Here is a 17,616-nt window from a genome sequence, read left to right as displayed (position 1 = left end):
ATCCGACGTCATCACCTCGCCCGCCCCCACGGGGGTGCAGGCGATCAGGAGCGCCGCGCACGCGGCACCGCATCCGGCGAGGAGTCCTCGCCGGATGCGGCGGCGCAGCGCCCCCGGTCTCATCGGCGCGCGATCCGCTGACGACGCACGGCGACGGTCGCACCCGCGGCCGCGATCATCGCCAGGCCGATCAGTGCCGTCGCCAGGACGATGGCGGTGTCGGCGTCCCGCTGCGCCGCGTAGCCCGCGGTGCCGGAGGGCACGCCGCCGGGGTTGGTGTGCAGTCCCGAGACCGTCTGTGCGGCGATGGCGAGGGTGCCCTCCTCGGCGCTGCCCCACGCGTACAGGATCGTGAGCACGCCGTCCTGCACCGCCACGTCCTGCGGGCCGAGCACGGGGTCGGTGGTGCCGGCGAGGGCGACGGCGGCCGAGACGTTCCCGGCGGGCAGGTTCAGCGTCGCCTCGTTCGGGTTGGTCAGGTCCTCGACCACCGGTGAGCCGCCGGCGAGGATGTCGACGGCGGGCGCGGCCGCGACGTGACGGACCGTGAGCCGCCCCTGGCCGGGTGCGGTGGGGGACGTGTCGTTCGTGAAGAGGTTCAGCCCGGGGTCGCCCGCCTCGGTGAGGTGCGCGACGGCGGTGTAGTTGGCACCGGCCGTGAGGGTCAGCGTCGCCGGGCCGAGCACGGGCGCACTCGCGTCGGCCGCGTCCGGCGCCGTCAGCGCGACCTCGTAGCTGCCGGCGGGGAGTTCCAGCGGACCGGCCAGTGAGCCGGGCTGGAAGTCGTCGATGGTGCGCTCGCCGTTGACGTACACGTCGACCGGGGTGTTCGGGATGGCGTGCAGCACCGAGAGCTGGGCGCTGCCGGTGGTCGCGGCGGTCGCGGGCGTGGCCAGGGCCGCTGCGGCCAGTAGTCCGACGACGAGGCCGGCTGTGGTGATTCTTCGCACGATGCTCCTCCTTGAACAGGGGCGGCGGTCGCCACCCATTGCCCCCTTATTCCGGGTGAGGGCGGTCGGCGGATGCACCCGAACCCGATCTTGTCGGCACTCTCCGGTCCCGGTGGTGCTTTTTTAGACGGTGCCCAGAAACTGATGGACATCGATCGGGACCGCGCGCATAATCGCATCCACACACCCGGACCCGGCAAAGGAGCACGCCATGAGCGACACGAACCACCCCGCCGAACTGTTCTCGTCTTCCACCGGCCCGACCGGCGCCTCCATCACCGACTGGACCGATCTCGGCCGGGAGATGTGGGCGTACCTGACCGGCCGAGGAGCGGCGGTGAACTACACCTTCGAGGACATGACCGTCGAGGTGCCGCGCGACATCGGCCCCGACGCGCCCCGCGCCACCTGGAAGTTCAACGGCACCCTGCGGGTGACCACGAGCGACCGCGCCACCGACGGACCGCACGCCGCCTGAGCGGATACGACCATGATCCGCCTCGACATCGACCTGGAGGTCGAGCACCGCGGCCCGGACGACGACACCCCCACGCGGTTCACCGTGCACGCGGCGGGACGCGAGGTCGTCGTCACGATCGCGGACACGTCCACCCTCGGCGGCATGGGTCGCCGCGACCTCGCGCAGCTCGCCCCCGTCGCGGACGGCCTCGCGCGCCGCGGCATCCGGGTGCGGGTGGAGGGACCGCGCGGCACCCTGGTGGAGTTCGGCGACGTGCGGTCGGGACCCGTGGGTCGCGCGGTCGCGGGATCACCGCACATCCGGCTCGGCCACCTCACCACGCTGCTGACGGAACTGCAGCGCCGCGACCGCGACCGCGGCGGCGGCTCGCTGCTCTCCATCCCGCCCGGCACGCTGTTCCCGCTCGTGCCCACCGTGGTGCGCCACGTCCGCCGTCGCGTGACCACGACGCACTACCTGCCCGGCTCGGGACGCCCGCGCCTGATCTTCTCGGTCGGCTCGGGCGACTGGGACCGCAGCCGTCCGCGCGAGTTCGACCTGCTGCCCGACCGGACCGTGATCGGCTCGAGTCCCGACGCCGATCTGCGGCTCGACGGACTCGAAGCGGTGCACGCCGAGATCAGGCACAACGAGGACGACGAGTACGTGCTGTACCCGCACGCCCCCACCGGCGGCGGGTGGCCGAACCTGCCGCACAGCTCGGACGGCGCGCGCATCCTCCGCACGGGCTCGCGGATCGAGCTGGGCACGTGGCGCCTCGCCTACTACCGGGAGGAGTTCGCCGACCACGGTCGTCCGTTCGGCGGGCGCCAGGGCGGGGAATACGAGTTCCAGAAGCAGCAGCCGGTGCGACCCTACGGCTCCGGCGATCTCGGCTGACCCGGCACCGCGAGCGTCAGTCCGCCCAGACCCCGGTCGCGAGGAAGTGCTCCAGGCGGGCGCGGTGCGGGGCGAGGTCCCACCCCTGCTGCGCGACCCACTCGTCGGAGTAGTAGGTGTTGGCGTAGCGCACGCCGCTGTCGCAGATGAGGGTCACGACGCTGCCGGTCTCGCCCGCGGCACGCATGCGGGCGATGAGCTGGAACGCACCGGAGAGGTTGGTGCCGGTGGAGCCGCCCGCCCAGTGCAGCGTGCGCTCGCGCAGCAGGCGGATCGCGGCGATCGAGCCCGCGTCGGGCACCTGGATCATCTCGTCGATCACGGTCGGGACGAAGGACGCCTCCACGCGGGGGCGGCCGATGCCCTCGATGCGGCTCGGGCGCCCGGCGGGCGGGTCGACGGTCCCGGCCCATCCGTCATAGAAGGCGGAGCCCTCGGGGTCGACCACCGCGATCCGGGTGTCGTGCCGGCGGTAGCGCACGTAGCGGCCGAAGGTCGCGCTCGTGCCGCCGGTGCCCGCACCCATGACGATCCACCGCGGGATCGGATGCCGCTCCTGGGCGAGCTGGCTGAAAACGCTCTCCGCGATGTTGTTGTTGCCGCGCCAGTCGGTCGCGCGCTCCGCGAACGTGAACTGGTCGAGGTAGTGGCCGCCGCACACCGACGCCAGGCGCTGGGCCTCCGGCGACATGTCCTCCGCGCGGTCCACGAAGTGACAGGTCCCGCCGTAGAACTCGATCAGGTCGATCTTCTCCTGCACGGTCGACCGGGGTACCACGGTGATGAACGGCAGACCGAGCATCCGCGCGAAGTACGCCTCGGACACGGCGGTCGACCCGCTCGACGACTCCACCAGCGTCGTGTCCTCGCGGATGCGCCCGTTCACCAGCCCGTACAGCAGCAGCGACCGCGCCAGCCGGTGCTTGAGCGAGCCCGTCGGGTGCACCGACTCGTCCTTCAGGTACAGGTCGATGCCCCACTCGGCCGGCAGCGGGAACAGGTGCAGGTGCGTGTCCGCGCTGCGGTTCGCGTCGGCTTCCAGCAGGGCGATCGCGGTGCTGGTCCAGTCGCTCATGTCTTCGAGCGTAGTGGGGCTGCCCTCAGCCGACGGTACCCGCGGGCGAGGCCCCGCCGTCGCCGTCGACGTGCAGCAGCGACGCCTGCGACTGCTCCTGCTGCAACTGGAACTCGAAGCGCGAACGGTCGCCGCGGTGGTAGGCGATGAAGTACTCGATGGGCGTGCCGTCCTCGCTGCGGCTGACGCTGCGCAGCCGGAGCAGGGCCGAGCCGGCGCTGACGCCCAGGTGCTGCGCCTGCTCGTGCGTGGCGACGGTCGCCTCCGCGGAGCGCACGCCGTGCGTCGCCACGATGCCGTGCATCGCCAGCAGCCGGTACAGCGACCCCTCGGTCAGGTCGGCGCCGAGCGTGACCCCGCCGACGGCCTCGGGCATCCAGGTGGTCGACAGCGACCAGGGCTCCCCGTCGACGTGCCGCAGCCGCTCGAGCGCCACCACGGGCGACCCGACCGGCACTTCCAGCGCCAGCGCGACCTCCTCGTCGGCCACGGTCTGCTCGTGCCGCAGCACGTCGCTGTGCACGTGCCCGCCGCGACGCTCCACGTCGTCGTACAGGCCGACGAGGGTGTGCACCAGGCTCTCGCTCGTGCGCGGGCGGGAGACGAACGTGCCCTTGCCCTTCACCCGCTCGACCAGCCCCTCGTGCTCGAGCTGCGCGAGCGCTTGGCGCACGACCGTGCGCGAGATGCCGTAGCGCTCGCACAGGCGGTGCTCGCCGGGCAGCGGGTCGCCGGGCTGCAGGCCGTCGCGGGCGATGCCGTCGATGATCAGCTGCCGCAGCTGGTCGTACATGGGGGCGGCGGAGTGGCGGTCGATCGCGTCCTCGACGGCGGTCATCAGTACGCCACCCCCGCGTGCAGGATCACGTTCGCATACGGGGTGAACTCGCCGGAGCGCACGAACGCCCGTGCCGTGCGGGTGCGCTGCTTGAACTCGACGTGCGGCACCAGCTCGATCTCGAAGCCCATCCCGGCGAAGCGCTCGCGCAGAGCATCCAGCACCTCCGGGCTCTTCTCCGCGACCTCCGCGGATACCGTGGCGCCCTCCACCACGAGCTCGGCGAGCACGGTGTCGAGCACGTCGAGGAAGGCGGGGGCGCCCGGGCGGTAGGCCAGGTCGATGCGCTCCGACCCCGGGGGGATGGGAAGGCCGGCGTCGGTCACGACGATCGTGTCGGTGTGGCCGGTCTCGCTGATCACCCGGGACAGGGCGGGGTTGATCGTGGTGGACGTCTTGCGCATCGGTGCTCCTGGCTGGTCAGTTCGCGACGGGGGCGGTCTCGCGCTCGGTGAGGAACGCGTCGACCTCGGCGCGGTGCGGAAGGCTCGGCGACGCGCCCTGCTTCGTGACGGCGAGGGCGCCGGCGGCGGTCGCCAGGCGCACGGCGTCGGTGAGGGTGCTGCCGCTCGCGAGGGCGGCACCGAGGTAGCCCGCGTAGGCGTCGCCCGCGGCCGTGGTGTCGACGGCCTCGACGGGGAACGGCGGGACGACCGTCGCGCCCTCCGCGGTGACCACGCACGACCCCTGTCCGGCGAGCGTGACGACCGCGGCGCCCACGCCCTGGGCGAGGAACCAGCGGCCCGCGCGCTCGGCCGACGCCGCGTCGGTCACCTCGATGCCGCTGATGAGCGACGCCTCGGTCTCGTTGGGCGTGACGATGTCGATGCTGCGCCAGAGGGCGGGCGGGAGCTCCGCGGCGGGGGCGGGGTCGAGGATCACGGTCATGCCGTGCTCCCGGCCGCGGGCCGTGATGTGGGCGGTCAGCGCCGACGGCGTCTCCAGCTGGGTCAGCAGGACGGACGTGGTGGGGGCGAGGGCGGTGAGCGCCTCGTCGATCTGCGCGGTGCTGAGCGCGGCGTTCGCGAGCGGCACCATCACGATGTCGTTCTGCGCCGACGCGTCGACGCGGATGTGCGCGATGCCCGTGGGGCCGGGGACCGTGCGCAGGTGGGTGAGGTCGACACCGGCGGCCGTGAGCCCGTCCACCACGAGGTCGTGGAACAGGTCGTCTCCCACGCAGCCGACGAAGCTCGTGCGTGCACCGGAGCGTCCGGCCGCGACCGCCTGGTTCGCCCCCTTGCCGCCGAGCATGAGCGTGAACTCGTCGCCCAGGATGGTCTCGCCGCGGGCCGGCAGCCGACCGGAGAAGGTGGTGACGTCGGCCGTGACGCTGCCGACGATGACGACGCCGGTGCGGTCGCCGGGGTGTGCGGGTGTCATCTCGCTCCTGATCCTCCTCGACAGCGCGGGCGCTCCGGTGGCGTTGACTAGGCTCGGAGCTGTCATTACATTAGCCGAAACCGAACCTGTAACGACAGGTTCCCGCGAGGAGACCCCGATGACCCCGATCGCGCCCCGCCTGTACGTCGACAGCGCCGACGTCGACCGCGTCTCCCGGCTGCTCGCCGCGGGCGTGGTCTACGGGGTCACCACCAACCCCACGATCCTCGAACGGGGCGGCCGCACCGCCGCGGAGATCCCCGACCTCTACGCCCGATGGGTCGAGGAGGGTGCCCGCGAGGTGTTCTTCCAGACCTGGGGTGGCGACACCGCCTCCTTCCTGCGCAACGCCGAGGGCATCCGGGCGCTGGGCGACCGGGTCGCGGTGAAGGTCCCCGCCACGCCCGACGGCTTCGCGGCCGCGTCCGCCCTCGTGCGCGACGGGGCGACCGTGCTCGTCACGGCCGTGTACTCCGTGGCACAGGCCCTCGCGGGCGCCGCGATCGGCGCCCGGTACCTCGCGCCCTACCTCGGCCGGATGCGCGACGCGGGCGTCGACGGCGAGGTCGTGATCGCGCGGATGCAGGAGATGTGCGCGGGGACTGACTCGAACGTGCTCGCCGCGTCGCTGCGGTCGGCGGAGGATCTGGTCGGCCTCCGACGCGCCGGCGTGCCCTACTTCACCGCCGCCCCCGACGTGCTCGACCAGGTGCTGTCCAACCCGGTCAGCGACACCTCCGCCGCCGAGTTCGACGCGGCCATGGTGCGCCTGGGAGCCTGACCCGCCCCGCTCGCTCCGTCGCGGTGCGGCTCAGGCGGTCGCGGCCTGCCGCAGCCAGCGCTCCACGCCCGCGATGTGGGCCGTGGCGAGCGACGTGGCGAGAGCGGAGTCGCGCTGGGCGATGGCGTCGGCGATCGCGCGGTGCTCCGACAGCGTGCGCTCGACCGCGCCGCCCTCGGTGAGCCCTCGCCACACGCGAGCCCGCACGGTCTGGCTGCTCAGGTGCTCGATCAGGCTGGCCAGATAGGCGTTGCCCGCCATCGCCACGATGTCGCGGTGGAAGCGGATGTCGTGGTCGACGAGCTCCTCGATGCTCACGCCGGCGTCGATGCCGGCGACCTCCTCCTGCACGGCCGCGATCGCCTCCTCGCTGCCGAGCGTCGCGGCGAGCCCGGTCGCCTGCGACTCGAGCATCCGCCGCACCGCGAACATCTCCAGCATCGAGTCGTCGTCGTGCATGTCGACCACGAACGCGATCGCTTCGAGCAGCAGATGCGGCTCCAGGCTCGTGACGTAGGTGCCGTCGCCGCGGCGCACGTCGAGCACGCGGATCACCTCGAGCGCCTTGACCGCCTCGCGCATCGAGTTGCGCGAGAGCCCGAGTCGTTCGGACAGCTCCTTCTCCGGGGGCAGGCGATCGCCGGGCGCCAGTTCGCCCGACACGATCATCGCCTTGATCTTCTCGATCGCCTCGTCAGTGACAGCCATGGCGTCATCCTTGCACAGTGATCGGATGTCTACGGCAGGATGGGGGCATGCGCACCCTCGACTCGCACCTGCACCTGTGGGACCCGGAGGTTCTGACCTACTCGTGGCTGGAGGGGCCCCTCGCCGGGCGGTTCGCCGCGGAGGAGATCGAGAGCGCCCGCATCGACGGGTCGACCGAGGAGCGCGCGATCTTCGTGCAGGCGGGCACCGCGGTCGACGACGAGCTCGACGAGGTGCGGTGGGTCGCGGGACAGGCCGAGCGGCTCGGGGTGGTCGGCATCGTCGCGGGTGCCCGACTCGACCGCGGCACCGACACGACCGTGCACCTGGAGAGCCTCACGGCGGAGCCGCTGGTGGTGGGCGTGCGGCACATCCTGCAGGACGAGCCGGATGCGGTGGCGCTGTCGTCCGCGTTCGTGACGGGCGCGCGAGAGGTCGCGGCCCACGGCTGGGCGTTCGACGCGTGCGTGCGGTCGTGGCAGCTGCCCGACGTCGCGCGGCTGTCCGCCGCGATCCCCGAGCTGCGCATGGTGCTGGATCACCTCGGCAAGCCCGCGGTCGGCACCGCGCACGCTCCGCTGGCCCCGACCGCGGAGTGGGAGCGCGACCTCGCCGAGCTCGCACGCCACCCGCAGGTGTACTGCAAGGTGTCGGGTCTTCCGGCGGAGGCGGGTGGTGACTGGAGCCTCGCGCAGCTCGAGCCGTTCCTGGACACCGCGGCCGACGTCTTCGGGCCGGAGCGCCTGATGTGGGGTACCGACTGGCCGGTCTCCGCGGTCGGCCCGGCCCGCACGGACGCCGCCTCGGACGCCCCGTCGACGTATCAGCCGACCGCCCGCAGCCGCTGGGCCGACGCGGTCTCGACGTGGGCGGACTCCCGCGGCATCGACCGGGCCGCCCTCTTCCACGACACCGCCGCCGCGTTCTACCGCCTCTGACCCCCCCGCCCCGTCCGCCCCATCCCGTCGCGCGGTGCGCGTGCGATATGTCACCCCCGAAGCCCCTGCGCGGCACGTTTTCGATCCCGCACCGACTCCGCCTCTGACCTCAGGCCGGACGCGAGAGGGCCCGGCGGCTCAGGGAGTCGCCGGGCCCTCTCGTCGGGGAGGGTGCGAGGTCACTCGGGGCGGAGCCGCAGCTGCGCCATCCCGCCGTCCACCTCGAGGAACGTGCCCGTGGTCGAGCCCGCGCCCGGTCCCACCAGGTAGGCGACGGCCGCGGCGACCTCGTCCGGGCTGACGAGCCGTCCGTGGGGCTGTCGTGCTTCGAGGGCGGCGCGCTCGGCCTCGGGGTCGGCGGCGGAGTCGAGCAGCCGCCCCACCCAGGGGGTGTCGGCGGTGCCGGGGTTCACGGCGTTGACGCGGATGCCCTCGCGCAGGTGATCGGCGGCCATCGCGCGGGTGAGGGCCGACACGGCGCCCTTCGACGCGGAGTAGAGCGCGCGCTGCGGGAGGCCGGTGGTGGAGGCGATCGACGCGGTGTTGCACACGGCGGCGGCGGGCGACTTCCGCAGCCACGGCAGTGCGGCCGAGGTCACGCGGGCGATGCCGGTCACGTTGATCGAGAGCACGCGCGCCCACTCGTCGTCGTCGTTCGCGGCGATGTCGCCCTGCGCGCCGATGCCGGCGTTGTTGACCACGATGTCGATGCGGCCGAAGCGCTCGGCGACCGCGGCCACGGCCGCGTCGACGCTCGCGCGGTCGGACACGTCGGCGGTGAACGCGGCGAAGCGTTCGTCGGCGTTCGTCGTGTCGCGGTCGAGCACGGCGATCGTGGCGCCGTCGTCGTGCAGCCGGCGGGCGATCGCCGCGCCGATGCCGGAGGCTCCGCCCGTGACGATCGCCACCAGGCCGTCCATCGTTCCGCTCACTTCTGCGCCTCCCATGCCACGAACTCCTGTCGCTGCCGGCCGAGGCCGTCGATCTCGATCTCCACCACGTCGCCCGGGGCGAGGTAGGGGTACTTGCCCGACAGGGCCACGCCCTGCGGGGTGCCGGTGAGGATCAGGTCGCCGGGCTCCAGCGTCACGTACTGCGACAGGTGGTGCACGATCTGCTCGACGGGGAAGATCATGTCGCTCGTGTTCGAGTCCTGCCGCGGCTCGCCGTTGACGAAGCTGCGGAGGCCGAGGGCCCGGTGGTCCACCTCGTCGGGCGTGACCAGCCACGGTCCGGTGGGGTTGAAGCCGAACGCGATCTTGCCCTTCGACCACTGCCCGCCCGACACCGCCATCTGGAAGTCGCGCTCCGACACGTCGTTCGCGGCGACGAAGCCGGCGACGTGCGCCATCGCCTCGTCGGGGGAGTCGAGGTAGGCGGCGCGGGCGCCGATCACGATGCCGAGCTCGACCTCCCAGTCGGTCTTCTCGCTGCCGCGCGGAATCGTGACGGTGTCGTTCGGGCCGACCACGGTGTTCGGGGTCTTGAGGAAGATGATCGGGATGGTCGGCGGCTCGGAGCCGGACTCGGCCGCGTGCGCGGCGTAGTTCATGCCGATGCAGATGACCGCGCTGGGGCGGGCGATGGGGGCGCCGACGCGCATCCCCGCGGCGTCGGGCAGCTCGGGGAGCTCTCCGGCGTCGCGCGCGGCGGCGACGCGGGCGGCGACGTCTCCGGCGAGGAAGTCGCCGTTGACATCGGATGTCAGTGGGCGGAGGTCGAGGTAGCGGTCACCCTCCACGAGGACGGGGATCTCCGCCCCAGGGGTGCCGAGCCGCGCGAACTTCATGATTCTCCTGATCGTTCGGGAAGCCGCTCTGCGGCGGCCGGTCTCGTTGACAGTATAGACATCGGATGTTTACACTCCAAGGGATCCGCACGGAAGAAGTCCCGTGCATGGAGAGGAATCCCGTGAGCCGTATCGTCGCCCTCGACACCACCGACATCCGCTTCCCCACGTCCCTGAGCCTGGACGGGTCGGACGCGATGAACCCCGACCCCGACTACTCCGCCGCGTACGTCATCGTGCGCACGGATTCGGAGGACGACATCGAGGGGCACGCGTTCGTGTTCACGATCGGACGGGGCAACGACGTGCAGGTGGCTGCGATCGACGCCCTCGCGGGGCACCTGGTCGGCCGGGAGCTCGAGCCGCTGCTCGACGACATGGGCGGCACCTTCCGCGAGATCATCGGCGACTCGCAGCTGCGCTGGCTCGGGCCGGAGAAGGGCGTCATGCACATGGCCATCGGCGCCGTGATCAACGCGCTGTGGGACGTCAAGGCCAAGCGCGCGGGCCTGCCGCTGTGGCAGCTCCTCGCCCGGATGACGCCGGAGGAGCTGGTCGACCTGGTCGACTTCCGCTACCTCACCAACGCCCTCACCCGCGACGAGGCGCTGGACATCCTCCGCGCCGCCGAGCCCGGTCGCGCCGAGCGGGAGCAGCAGCTGCTCGCCACCGGCTACCCCGGCTACACGACGAGCCCGGGGTGGCTGGGCTACTCCGACGAGAAGCTCGAGCGCCTGGCGCGCGAGGCGATGGCCGACGGCTTCACGCAGATCAAGCTCAAGGTCGGCGCCGACCTGCAGGACGACATCCGCCGCTTCCGCAAGGCGCGCGAGGTGTGCGGCCCCGACTTCCCGATCGCGATCGACGCCAACCAGCGCTGGGAGGTATCGGAGGCGATCGAGTGGGTGAACGCCCTCGCCGAGTTCCACCCCGCCTGGATCGAGGAGCCCACGAGCCCCGACGACATCCTCGGGCACGCCGAGATCGCCCGCGGGGTGGCGCCCATCCGCGTCGCCACCGGCGAGCACGCGCAGAACCGCATGATCTTCAAGCAGCTGCTGCAGGCCGACGCGATCTCCGTCATGCAGATCGACGCCGTGCGCGTGGCCGGGGTCAACGAGAACATCGCGAACCTGCTGCTCGCCGCGAAGTTCGACGTGCCGGTCTGCCCGCACGCCGGCGGCGTCGGGCTGTGCGAGGCCGTGCAGCACCTGTCGATGTTCGACTTCGTCGCCGTCTCGGGCACGCGCGAGGGCCGGCTGATCGAGTTCGTCGACCACCTGCACGAGCACTTCGTCGTGCCGACCGACATCCAGGGCGGCTCGTACATGGCGCCCACCGCGCCGGGTACCGGCATGGAGATGAAGGCCGACAGCATTGCCGAGTACACCTGGACGGGTGCGCATGTCGGTGCCTGACCGCCTGACCGTCCCGACGCTCGGCTACGGTGCCGCGAACGTCGGCAACCTGTTCCGGGAGCTGTCCGACGACGAGGCCTGGGCCGTGCTGGACGCGGCGTGGGAGAGCGGCATCCGCTTCTACGACACCGCGCCGCACTACGGGCTCGGGCTGTCCGAGCGTCGTCTCGGAGCCTTCCTGCGCACGAAGCCCCGCGACGAGTACGTGCTGTCCACCAAGGTCGGACGGCTGCTGCGCCCCAACCCCGACCACGCGGGGGGCCTCGACACCGCGAACGACTTCCACGTGCCCGACACCCTGCAGCGCGTGTGGGACTTCTCGGCGGAGGGCATCCGCACGAGCCTCGATGAGTCGCGCGAACGCCTCGGCATCGAGCGCATCGACCTGCTCTACCTGCACGACCCCGAGCGCCACGACCTCGACCTCGCGCTGGCGGAGGCCCTCCCCGCGCTGGAGCAGGTGCGTGCGGACGGCGAGGTGACCGCGATCGGCATCGGCTCGATGGTGTCGGAGGCGCTCTCCGCGTCGGTGCGGGCCGCCGACCTCGACCTGGTCATGGTCGCCGGGCGGTACACGCTGCTCGAACAGCCCGCCGCAGTCGACGTGCTGCCAGCGTGCCGCGAGACCTCGACCGGCATCGTGGCGGCCTCGGTGTTCAACTCCGGGCTGCTCGCGTCGAACGAGCCGCGGCGCGACGGACGCTACGAGTACGGGCAGCTGCCCGACGAGCTGTGGGACCGGCTGGTGCGCATCGCCGCGGTGTGCGCCGACCACGGGGTGCCGCTGCCCGCGGCCGCGATCCAGTTCCCGCTGCAGTCCGACGTGGTGCGCTCGGTGGTCGTGGGCGGCAGTCGCCCCGCACAGCTGACGCAGAACGCCGAGTACGCTGCGCGGGAGATCCCGTCCGCACTGTGGGAGAACCTCGCCGCCGAGGGTCTCATCCCCGCCTGACCCGAGAGGAGCCCTCGTGCTCGAAGGAATCCACCCGCTGCTGACCGGCGAACTGCTGCTGCACCTCGACCGCATGGGGCACTCCGACGCCGTGGTCGTCGCCGATGCGCACTTCCCCGCGTGGGGGCTGGGCGCCCGGGTGGTCGACCTCCCCGGCACGACGACGCCCGAGGTCGTCGCGGCGATCCGCACGGTGCTGCCCCTCGACGATGCGCCCGGCCTCGACCTGATGGCGTCGGCCGACGGCGAGGTGCTCGACGTGCAGCGCGAGCTCATGGACGCGGCGGGCACGGCGGTCGACACGACCCGGTTCGTGGAGCGCTTCGCGTACTACGACGTCGCGAAGGACGCGTATCTCCTGGTGCGCACGGGCGAGACCCGCAAGTACGGCAACGCGCTGCTCCGCAAGGGCGTCGTCGGCCACCCCTCCGCCTGACGATCGGCTCACAACTCAGGGGAACAGCGGGGACACCCGGCCTCCCGCGCGCTACCGGCGCCGGACGCGCCCCTTCTCCGGAGGTGTGACCCGGATCCGGCGCCCACGGTGCGTGCGGTGTGATGCGGGTCAGCGGCCGCGGGTGGATTCGCGGATGATGAGCTCGGCGGGGAACGGCGGGGTCGCGGGCGGGGGAGCCGCGGGGTCGGCGAGCTGAGCCAGCAGCGCTGCACCGGCCGCGCGACCGATCTCGTAGCCGGGCTGGCGGACGCTCGTGAGCGGCACGACGCTCTGGTGCGCCTCGGCCACGTCGTCGAAGCCGACCAGCGCGATGTCCTCCGGCACGCGGATGCCGTGCCGCAGCAGCTGTGTCAGCACGCCGAGCGCCACCATGTCGTTCGCGGCGAAGATCGCGTCGGGCCGTTCGTCCGCGGGTTGCGCCACGATCTCTGCCCCCGCGGTCAGTCCGTCCTCGGTGGCGAGGTGCCCGACCTCCCGCACCTCGACCTCCGCGCCCGTGCCCGCCGTGGCGTCGCGCAGTCCCGCCAGGCGGTCGTTCGACTCGGTCACCGCGGGGTTGCCCAGGAAGAGGATGCGCCGCCGCCCGAGGTCGACGAGGTGCTCGCCGGCGAGCAGTCCGCCCGCGCGGTCGTCGAACAGCACGGAGGCGACGGTGGCGGATTCGCGGATCGGCCCGACCACGACGGAGCGGATGCCGCGATCGGCGAGTCGCTCCAGGCGCGGCACCACGTCGCCGAGCGGGTAGATGACGATGCCCTGCACGCGATGCGCCTCGAACATGTCGATGTTGCGCTGCTCGCGGTCGGCATCCCGGTCGCTGTTGCTGAAGAAGAGCGACCAGCCGCCCTCGCGCGCCACGTCGTCGACACCGCGGGACAGCTCGTGGAAGTACGGCAGCCAGGCGTCGAGGAGGATCAGTGCCAGGGCCTTGCTCGACCCCGCCCGCAGTTGCCGCGCCGATTCGTTCGGTACGAAGCCCAGCTGCTCGATGGCCGCCCGCACCTTCTCCCGGCTGCCCTCCCCGAGCACGTGGGGGTGGTTGAGGTAGTTGGAGACCGTCGAGGAGGAGACGCCGGCGAGGGCGGCCACGTCTTTCACGCTGGCGGGCATCGGTCTCCTTCGTCGATACGGGCCGAGGCGACCCCGGCGGCGACACCAGGCTAGCCGAGGGATTGCAACGTGCCAAGAAAGTTCTTGACAGGCCGTCGCCGTCGGACCTAACGTGTGTCGAACCCGGAATTGGAACGTGCCAAGTCCGGACGGCGACGGTGCCGCACACCCGCCGGGAGAGGTCTCATGAACATCGGCTGTCACGGACTCGTCTGGACCGGAACCTTCGACGCCGACGGCATCCGCCTCGCGGTGGAGAAGACGAAGCAGGCCGGGTTCGACCTGATCGAGTTCCCGCTGATGGACCCGTTCACGTTCGACGTCGCGGCGGCGAAGGGCGCCCTCGCCGAGCACGGTCTCGCGGTCAGTGCCTCCCTCGGGCTCTCCGCGGAGACCGACGTCACGAGCTCCGACCCGGATGTGGTCGCGGCCGGTGAGGCGCTGCTGCTGCGCGCGGTCGACGTGCTGGCCGAGCTGGGCGGGACCCACTTCTGCGGCGTGATCTACAGCGCCATGCAGAAGTACATGGACCCGGTGACACCGGAGGGGCTCGCGTCGAGCCGTCGCACGATCGCCCGGGTCGCCGACCACGCCGCCGAGCGCGGGGTCGCGGTGTCGCTCGAGGTGGTGAACCGCTATGAGACCAACGTGCTCAACACCGCGCGGCAGGCCCTGGCGTACCTGGCGGAGGTGGACCGCCCGAACCTCGGCGTGCACCTGGACACGTACCACATGAACATCGAGGAGTCGGACATGTTCGCCCCGGTGCTCGACGCGGCTCCGGCGCTGCGGTACGTGCACATCGGCGAGAGCCACCGCGGGTATCTGGGCACCGGCACGGTCGACTTCGACACGTTCTTCAAGGCGCTCGGCCGCATCGGCTACGACGGGCCGATCGTCTTCGAGTCGTTCTCGTCGGCGGTGGTCGCTCCCGACCTCAGTCGCATGCTGGGCATCTGGCGCAACCTCTGGACCGACAACGACGAGCTCGGCGCGCACGCCAACGCCTATATCCGCGACAAGCTCGTGGCGGTCGACTCGATCCGGCTGCACTGAGCCGGGTCAGCGGCGACGGGATCCTCGGTCGAGATCAAGATGTTATTACAGGTCTTCCCGATCGAATGATCTTTAGATACATTTAGATACAACTTGCACCAGCCCGGGTGCAGGACGCAGAATTGATCCGATGTTTACGGCGGAATGATCCGCCAATCGCGAGACGACCTCCAAGGAAGCAGGTGAGCGCATGAGTGGACCCATCCTCAGGGTCGAGGGGATCAGCAAGGGATTCCCCGGCGTGCAGGCGCTGAAGGATGTGCACCTCGAGGTGCGCGAGGGCGAGGTGCTCGTGCTCGTGGGAGAGAACGGCGCCGGCAAGTCCACGCTGATGAAGATCCTCTCCGGCATCTACACCAAGGACGAGGGCACCATCACGTTCGAGGGCCGCGAGGTCGAGCTCACCAGCCCGCTGCAGGCGCAGGAGCTCGGCATCACGATCATCCATCAGGAGCTCAACCTGATGCCCGACCTCACCGTCGCCCAGAACATCTATGTCGGCCGCGAGCCCACGACCGGCCCGTTCCTGTCGGAGCGCAAGCTCAACACGCAGACGGCGGAGCTGCTCCAGCGCCTCGGCATCCACCTCAACCCGCGACAGCTCGTCGGCGAGCTCACGGTGGCCGAGCAGCAGATGGTCGAGATCGCCAAGGCGCTGTCGTTCAACGCCAAGGTGCTCATCATGGACGAGCCCACCTCGGCCCTCACCGACAGCGAGGTCGAGACGCTGTTCGTGCTGATCGAGCAGCTCAAGGCGCGCGGCACCGGCATCGTCTACATCTCGCACCGGATGGACGAGCTGCGGCGCCTCGCCGACCGCGTGACCGTCCTCCGCGACGGCACATACATCGGATCACTCGACAAGGCGGAGATCACGATCCCGAAGATCATCGAGATGATGGTCGGCCGCGTGATCGACGAGGGGACCCGCCCGCAGGCCCGCGAGCACCTGAACGACCCGGTCGTGCTCGACGTGCAGGGGCTGTCGACGAAGGCCCTCCTGAAAGACGTGTCGTTCCAGCTGCACAAGGGCGAGATCCTCGGGTTCGCCGGCCTCATGGGCGCGGGACGCACCGAGACCGCCCGTGCCGTGATCGGCGCCGACCACCGCGACGGCGGCACCATCACCATCGGCGGGCGCCAGGCGCGCATCGCCCAGCCCGCCGACGCGGTCAAGCACGGCGTGGGCTACCTCTCCGAAGACCGCAAGCTGCTCGGGCTCATGCTCGAACAGGACGTCACGTTCAACACCGTGCTCGCCTCGCTCGGCAGCTATGCCAACGGCATCGGCTGGATGGGCGACGGCAAGGCCAAGAACCGCACCAAGGAGTACGTGCAGCAGCTGCGCGTGAAGACCCCCTCGGTCAACCAGGTCGTCAAGCTGCTCTCCGGAGGGAACCAGCAGAAGGTCGTCATCGCCCGGTGGCTGATGCGCGACTGCGACATCCTCATCTTCGACGAGCCGACGCGAGGCATCGACGTCGGCGCGAAGGAGGAGATCTACCGCCTCATGCAGCAGCTCGCCGACAGCGGCAAGTCCATCATCGTCATCTCGTCGGAGCTCCCCGAGATCCTGCGCGTCGCGAACCGCATCGCCGTGTTCGCGAACGGGCGCATCACCGGGACGCTCCGCAACGAGGAAGCCAGCCAGGAGAAGATCATGCAACTCGCAGCCCACGGGGAGGAAGACTGATGAGCACCCCACAGCAGCCCGGAGGGTCGACGACGACCATCATCCAGACGGCCGTGAACGAGAACACCGACAAGCGCGACATCGGCGGATTCCTGAAGCGCCAGTTCCAGCAGTCGCTGGCCTTCGGCACCCTGATCGTGCTGGTCATCTTCTTCTCGATCGCCAGCCCCAACTTCTTCACCTTCAGCAACATCGCCACCGTGCTGCTGTCGACCGCGGTCATCGGCATCCTCGCCCTCGGCACCACGTTCGTCATCATCACGGGCGGCATCGACCTGTCGATCGGCACCGGCATGGCCCTGTGCGCCGTGATGACCGGCGTGATCGTCACCAACCTCGGCCTCCCCGTCTGGCTGGGCGTGATCGGCGGCATAGCGACCGGTGTGCTGATGGGCCTCATCAACGGTGTGAACATCACGTTCCTCCGCCTTCCCCCGTTCATCGCCACGCTCGCGATGATGATGATCGCCGGCGGCCTCGCCCTCGTCATCTCGAACGTCGCGCCGATCTACTTCTCGACCTCGGCGCCCGACTTCAAGAAGATCGCCCTCGGCGTGATCATCCCCGGCATCCCGAACGCCGTGCTCATCACGGCCGCCCTCGCGATCGTGGCGTGGCTGGTGCTGTCGAAGACGCTCCTCGGCCGCTACACCTTCGCGATCGGCTCGAACGAGGAGGCCACCCGCCTCTCCGGTGTGAACACGCGCCGCTGGACGATCCTCATCTACATGTTCGCCGGGGCCTTCACCGGAGTCGCGGGCATCGTGATCGCCTCGCGCCTCGACTCCGCCCAGCCGCAGATCGGCACCGGGTACGAGCTGCAGGCCATCGCGGCCGTCATCATCGGCGGCACCTCGCTCCTCGGCGGACGCGGCTCGATCCTCGGCACCGTGATCGGCGCGCTGATCATGAGCGTGCTCGTGAACGGACTGCGCATCATGTCGATCCAGACCGAGTGGCAGAACATCGTCGTCGGCGTGGTCGTGCTGCTGGCGGTCTTCCTCGACTCGCTGCGCAACCGGCAGCGCACCTGAGACCAGGGCGGCGGCGAAACCCGTGCCCGCCGCCGCCCCACCCGGCCCCGGCCGGATCCGCGGAGTCCCTCCGC

19 protein-coding genes are annotated in these 17,616 nt (G+C 71.1%); 10 read left to right on the top strand and 9 right to left on the bottom strand.

The genetic code is table 11. The annotated features are described in order from the left end of the window. Positions 1-119: 119 nt before the first annotated feature. Positions 120-950, bottom strand: coding sequence for a DUF4397 domain-containing protein (locus tag ACWGQ1_RS16545; protein ID WP_136045316.1), 831 nt, complete (start codon positions 948-950; stop codon positions 120-122). A 211-nt stretch (positions 951-1,161) separates the two neighbouring features. On the opposite strand from ACWGQ1_RS16545, the gene ACWGQ1_RS16540 reads away from it, so the two are divergent. Both ACWGQ1_RS16540 and ACWGQ1_RS16535 read left to right on the top strand, forming a co-directional pair. Then, on the top strand, positions 1,162-1,428 hold the full coding sequence (locus ACWGQ1_RS16540) for a hypothetical protein (RefSeq protein ID WP_136029443.1): 267 nt from the start codon (positions 1,162-1,164) through the stop codon (positions 1,426-1,428). 12 nt (positions 1,429-1,440) lie between these two features. Further along, positions 1,441-2,310: an FHA domain-containing protein gene (locus ACWGQ1_RS16535; RefSeq protein WP_452313379.1), complete on the top strand. Its 870-nt coding sequence runs from the start codon at positions 1,441-1,443 to the stop codon at positions 2,308-2,310. Positions 2,311-2,326: 16 nt separating this feature from the next. On the opposite strand, the gene ACWGQ1_RS16530 is transcribed toward ACWGQ1_RS16535, so the two are convergent. The 4 genes from ACWGQ1_RS16530 to ACWGQ1_RS16515 are packed head-to-tail and all read right to left on the bottom strand — an operon-like array spanning position 2,327 to position 5,606. After that, positions 2,327-3,385, bottom strand: coding sequence for a PLP-dependent cysteine synthase family protein (locus ACWGQ1_RS16530; RefSeq protein ID WP_136029448.1), 1,059 nt, complete (start codon positions 3,383-3,385; stop codon positions 2,327-2,329). A gap of 25 nt (positions 3,386-3,410) precedes the next feature. After that, a complete protein-coding gene (locus ACWGQ1_RS16525) occupies positions 3,411-4,223 on the bottom strand; it encodes a UTRA domain-containing protein (protein ID WP_452313378.1) in 813 nt (270 codons plus the stop codon). Beyond that, positions 4,223-4,627, bottom strand: coding sequence for a D-ribose pyranase (rbsD, locus tag ACWGQ1_RS16520; protein ID WP_136029452.1), 405 nt, complete (start codon positions 4,625-4,627; stop codon positions 4,223-4,225). The genes ACWGQ1_RS16525 and rbsD overlap by 1 nt, the downstream gene beginning before the upstream one ends. A 16-nt stretch (positions 4,628-4,643) precedes the next feature. Further along, positions 4,644-5,606 carry a ribokinase gene (locus ACWGQ1_RS16515; protein ID WP_136029454.1) on the bottom strand — a complete coding sequence of 321 codons (963 nt, stop codon included), beginning with the start codon at positions 5,604-5,606 and terminating at the stop codon, positions 4,644-4,646. 118 nt (positions 5,607-5,724) lie between these two features. Between ACWGQ1_RS16515 and ACWGQ1_RS16510 the strand changes: the two genes are divergently transcribed. Then, on the top strand, positions 5,725-6,387 hold the full coding sequence (locus ACWGQ1_RS16510) for a transaldolase family protein (RefSeq protein WP_168387190.1): 663 nt from the start codon (positions 5,725-5,727) through the stop codon (positions 6,385-6,387). A gap of 30 nt (positions 6,388-6,417) precedes the next feature. On the opposite strand, the gene ACWGQ1_RS16505 is transcribed toward ACWGQ1_RS16510, so the two are convergent. Further along, positions 6,418-7,095 carry a FadR/GntR family transcriptional regulator gene (locus ACWGQ1_RS16505; protein WP_136029458.1) on the bottom strand — a complete coding sequence of 226 codons (678 nt, stop codon included), beginning with the start codon at positions 7,093-7,095 and terminating at the stop codon, positions 6,418-6,420. Between the two features lie 47 nt (positions 7,096-7,142). On the opposite strand from ACWGQ1_RS16505, the gene ACWGQ1_RS16500 reads away from it, so the two are divergent. After that, positions 7,143-8,033, top strand: a complete 891-nt coding sequence (locus ACWGQ1_RS16500) for an amidohydrolase family protein (RefSeq protein WP_452313377.1) — start codon at positions 7,143-7,145, stop codon at positions 8,031-8,033. Positions 8,034-8,212: 179 nt separating this feature from the next. On the opposite strand, the gene ACWGQ1_RS16495 is transcribed toward ACWGQ1_RS16500, so the two are convergent. Next, entirely contained in the window at positions 8,213-8,980 is a 768-nt protein-coding gene (locus tag ACWGQ1_RS16495) for an SDR family NAD(P)-dependent oxidoreductase (protein WP_378823341.1), read from the bottom strand. Next, positions 8,962-9,822, bottom strand: a complete 861-nt coding sequence (locus tag ACWGQ1_RS16490) for a fumarylacetoacetate hydrolase family protein (protein ID WP_247637841.1) — start codon at positions 9,820-9,822, stop codon at positions 8,962-8,964. The genes ACWGQ1_RS16495 and ACWGQ1_RS16490 overlap by 19 nt, the downstream gene beginning before the upstream one ends. Positions 9,823-9,944: 122 nt before the next feature. On the opposite strand from ACWGQ1_RS16490, the gene ACWGQ1_RS16485 reads away from it, so the two are divergent. Genes ACWGQ1_RS16485 through ACWGQ1_RS16475 form a run of 3 tightly spaced genes read left to right on the top strand, consistent with a single transcriptional unit; the run spans position 9,945 to position 12,628 of the window. Then, positions 9,945-11,240 carry an enolase C-terminal domain-like protein gene (locus ACWGQ1_RS16485; RefSeq protein WP_452313376.1) on the top strand — a complete coding sequence of 432 codons (1,296 nt, stop codon included), beginning with the start codon at positions 9,945-9,947 and terminating at the stop codon, positions 11,238-11,240. Further along, the gene (locus tag ACWGQ1_RS16480) at positions 11,227-12,192 is read left to right on the top strand and encodes an aldo/keto reductase (protein WP_247982284.1); all 966 of its coding nucleotides are present in this window, start codon (positions 11,227-11,229) and stop codon (positions 12,190-12,192) included. The genes ACWGQ1_RS16485 and ACWGQ1_RS16480 overlap by 14 nt, the downstream gene beginning before the upstream one ends. Positions 12,193-12,208: 16 nt before the next feature. After that, complete coding sequence (locus tag ACWGQ1_RS16475) at positions 12,209-12,628, top strand: RbsD/FucU family protein (RefSeq protein WP_136044849.1); 420 nt, start codon at positions 12,209-12,211, stop codon at positions 12,626-12,628. A 129-nt stretch (positions 12,629-12,757) separates the two neighbouring features. Here the strand turns inward: ACWGQ1_RS16475 and ACWGQ1_RS16470 are convergent, their stop codons facing one another. After that, positions 12,758-13,759 carry a LacI family DNA-binding transcriptional regulator gene (locus ACWGQ1_RS16470; protein ID WP_378802876.1) on the bottom strand — a complete coding sequence of 334 codons (1,002 nt, stop codon included), beginning with the start codon at positions 13,757-13,759 and terminating at the stop codon, positions 12,758-12,760. Between the two features lie 186 nt (positions 13,760-13,945). On the opposite strand from ACWGQ1_RS16470, the gene ACWGQ1_RS16465 reads away from it, so the two are divergent. The 3 genes from ACWGQ1_RS16465 to ACWGQ1_RS16455 all read left to right on the top strand — a co-directional run bounded on the left by ACWGQ1_RS16465 (position 13,946) and on the right by ACWGQ1_RS16455 (position 17,542). Further along, a complete protein-coding gene (locus ACWGQ1_RS16465; protein WP_452313375.1) occupies positions 13,946-14,815 on the top strand; it encodes a TIM barrel protein in 870 nt (289 codons plus the stop codon). Positions 14,816-15,005: 190 nt separating this feature from the next. Continuing rightward, positions 15,006-16,508, top strand: a complete 1,503-nt coding sequence (locus ACWGQ1_RS16460) for an ATP-binding cassette domain-containing protein (RefSeq protein ID WP_452313374.1) — start codon at positions 15,006-15,008, stop codon at positions 16,506-16,508. Beyond that, positions 16,508-17,542, top strand: coding sequence for an ABC transporter permease (locus tag ACWGQ1_RS16455; protein ID WP_205812648.1), 1,035 nt, complete (start codon positions 16,508-16,510; stop codon positions 17,540-17,542). Before ACWGQ1_RS16460 ends, ACWGQ1_RS16455 begins: the two co-directional genes overlap by 1 nt. Positions 17,543-17,616: the final 74 nt, after the last annotated feature.

Source organism: Microbacterium sp. NPDC055599 (assembly GCF_053618975.1).
This window is presented reverse-complemented; position numbering and strand designations above follow the sequence as displayed.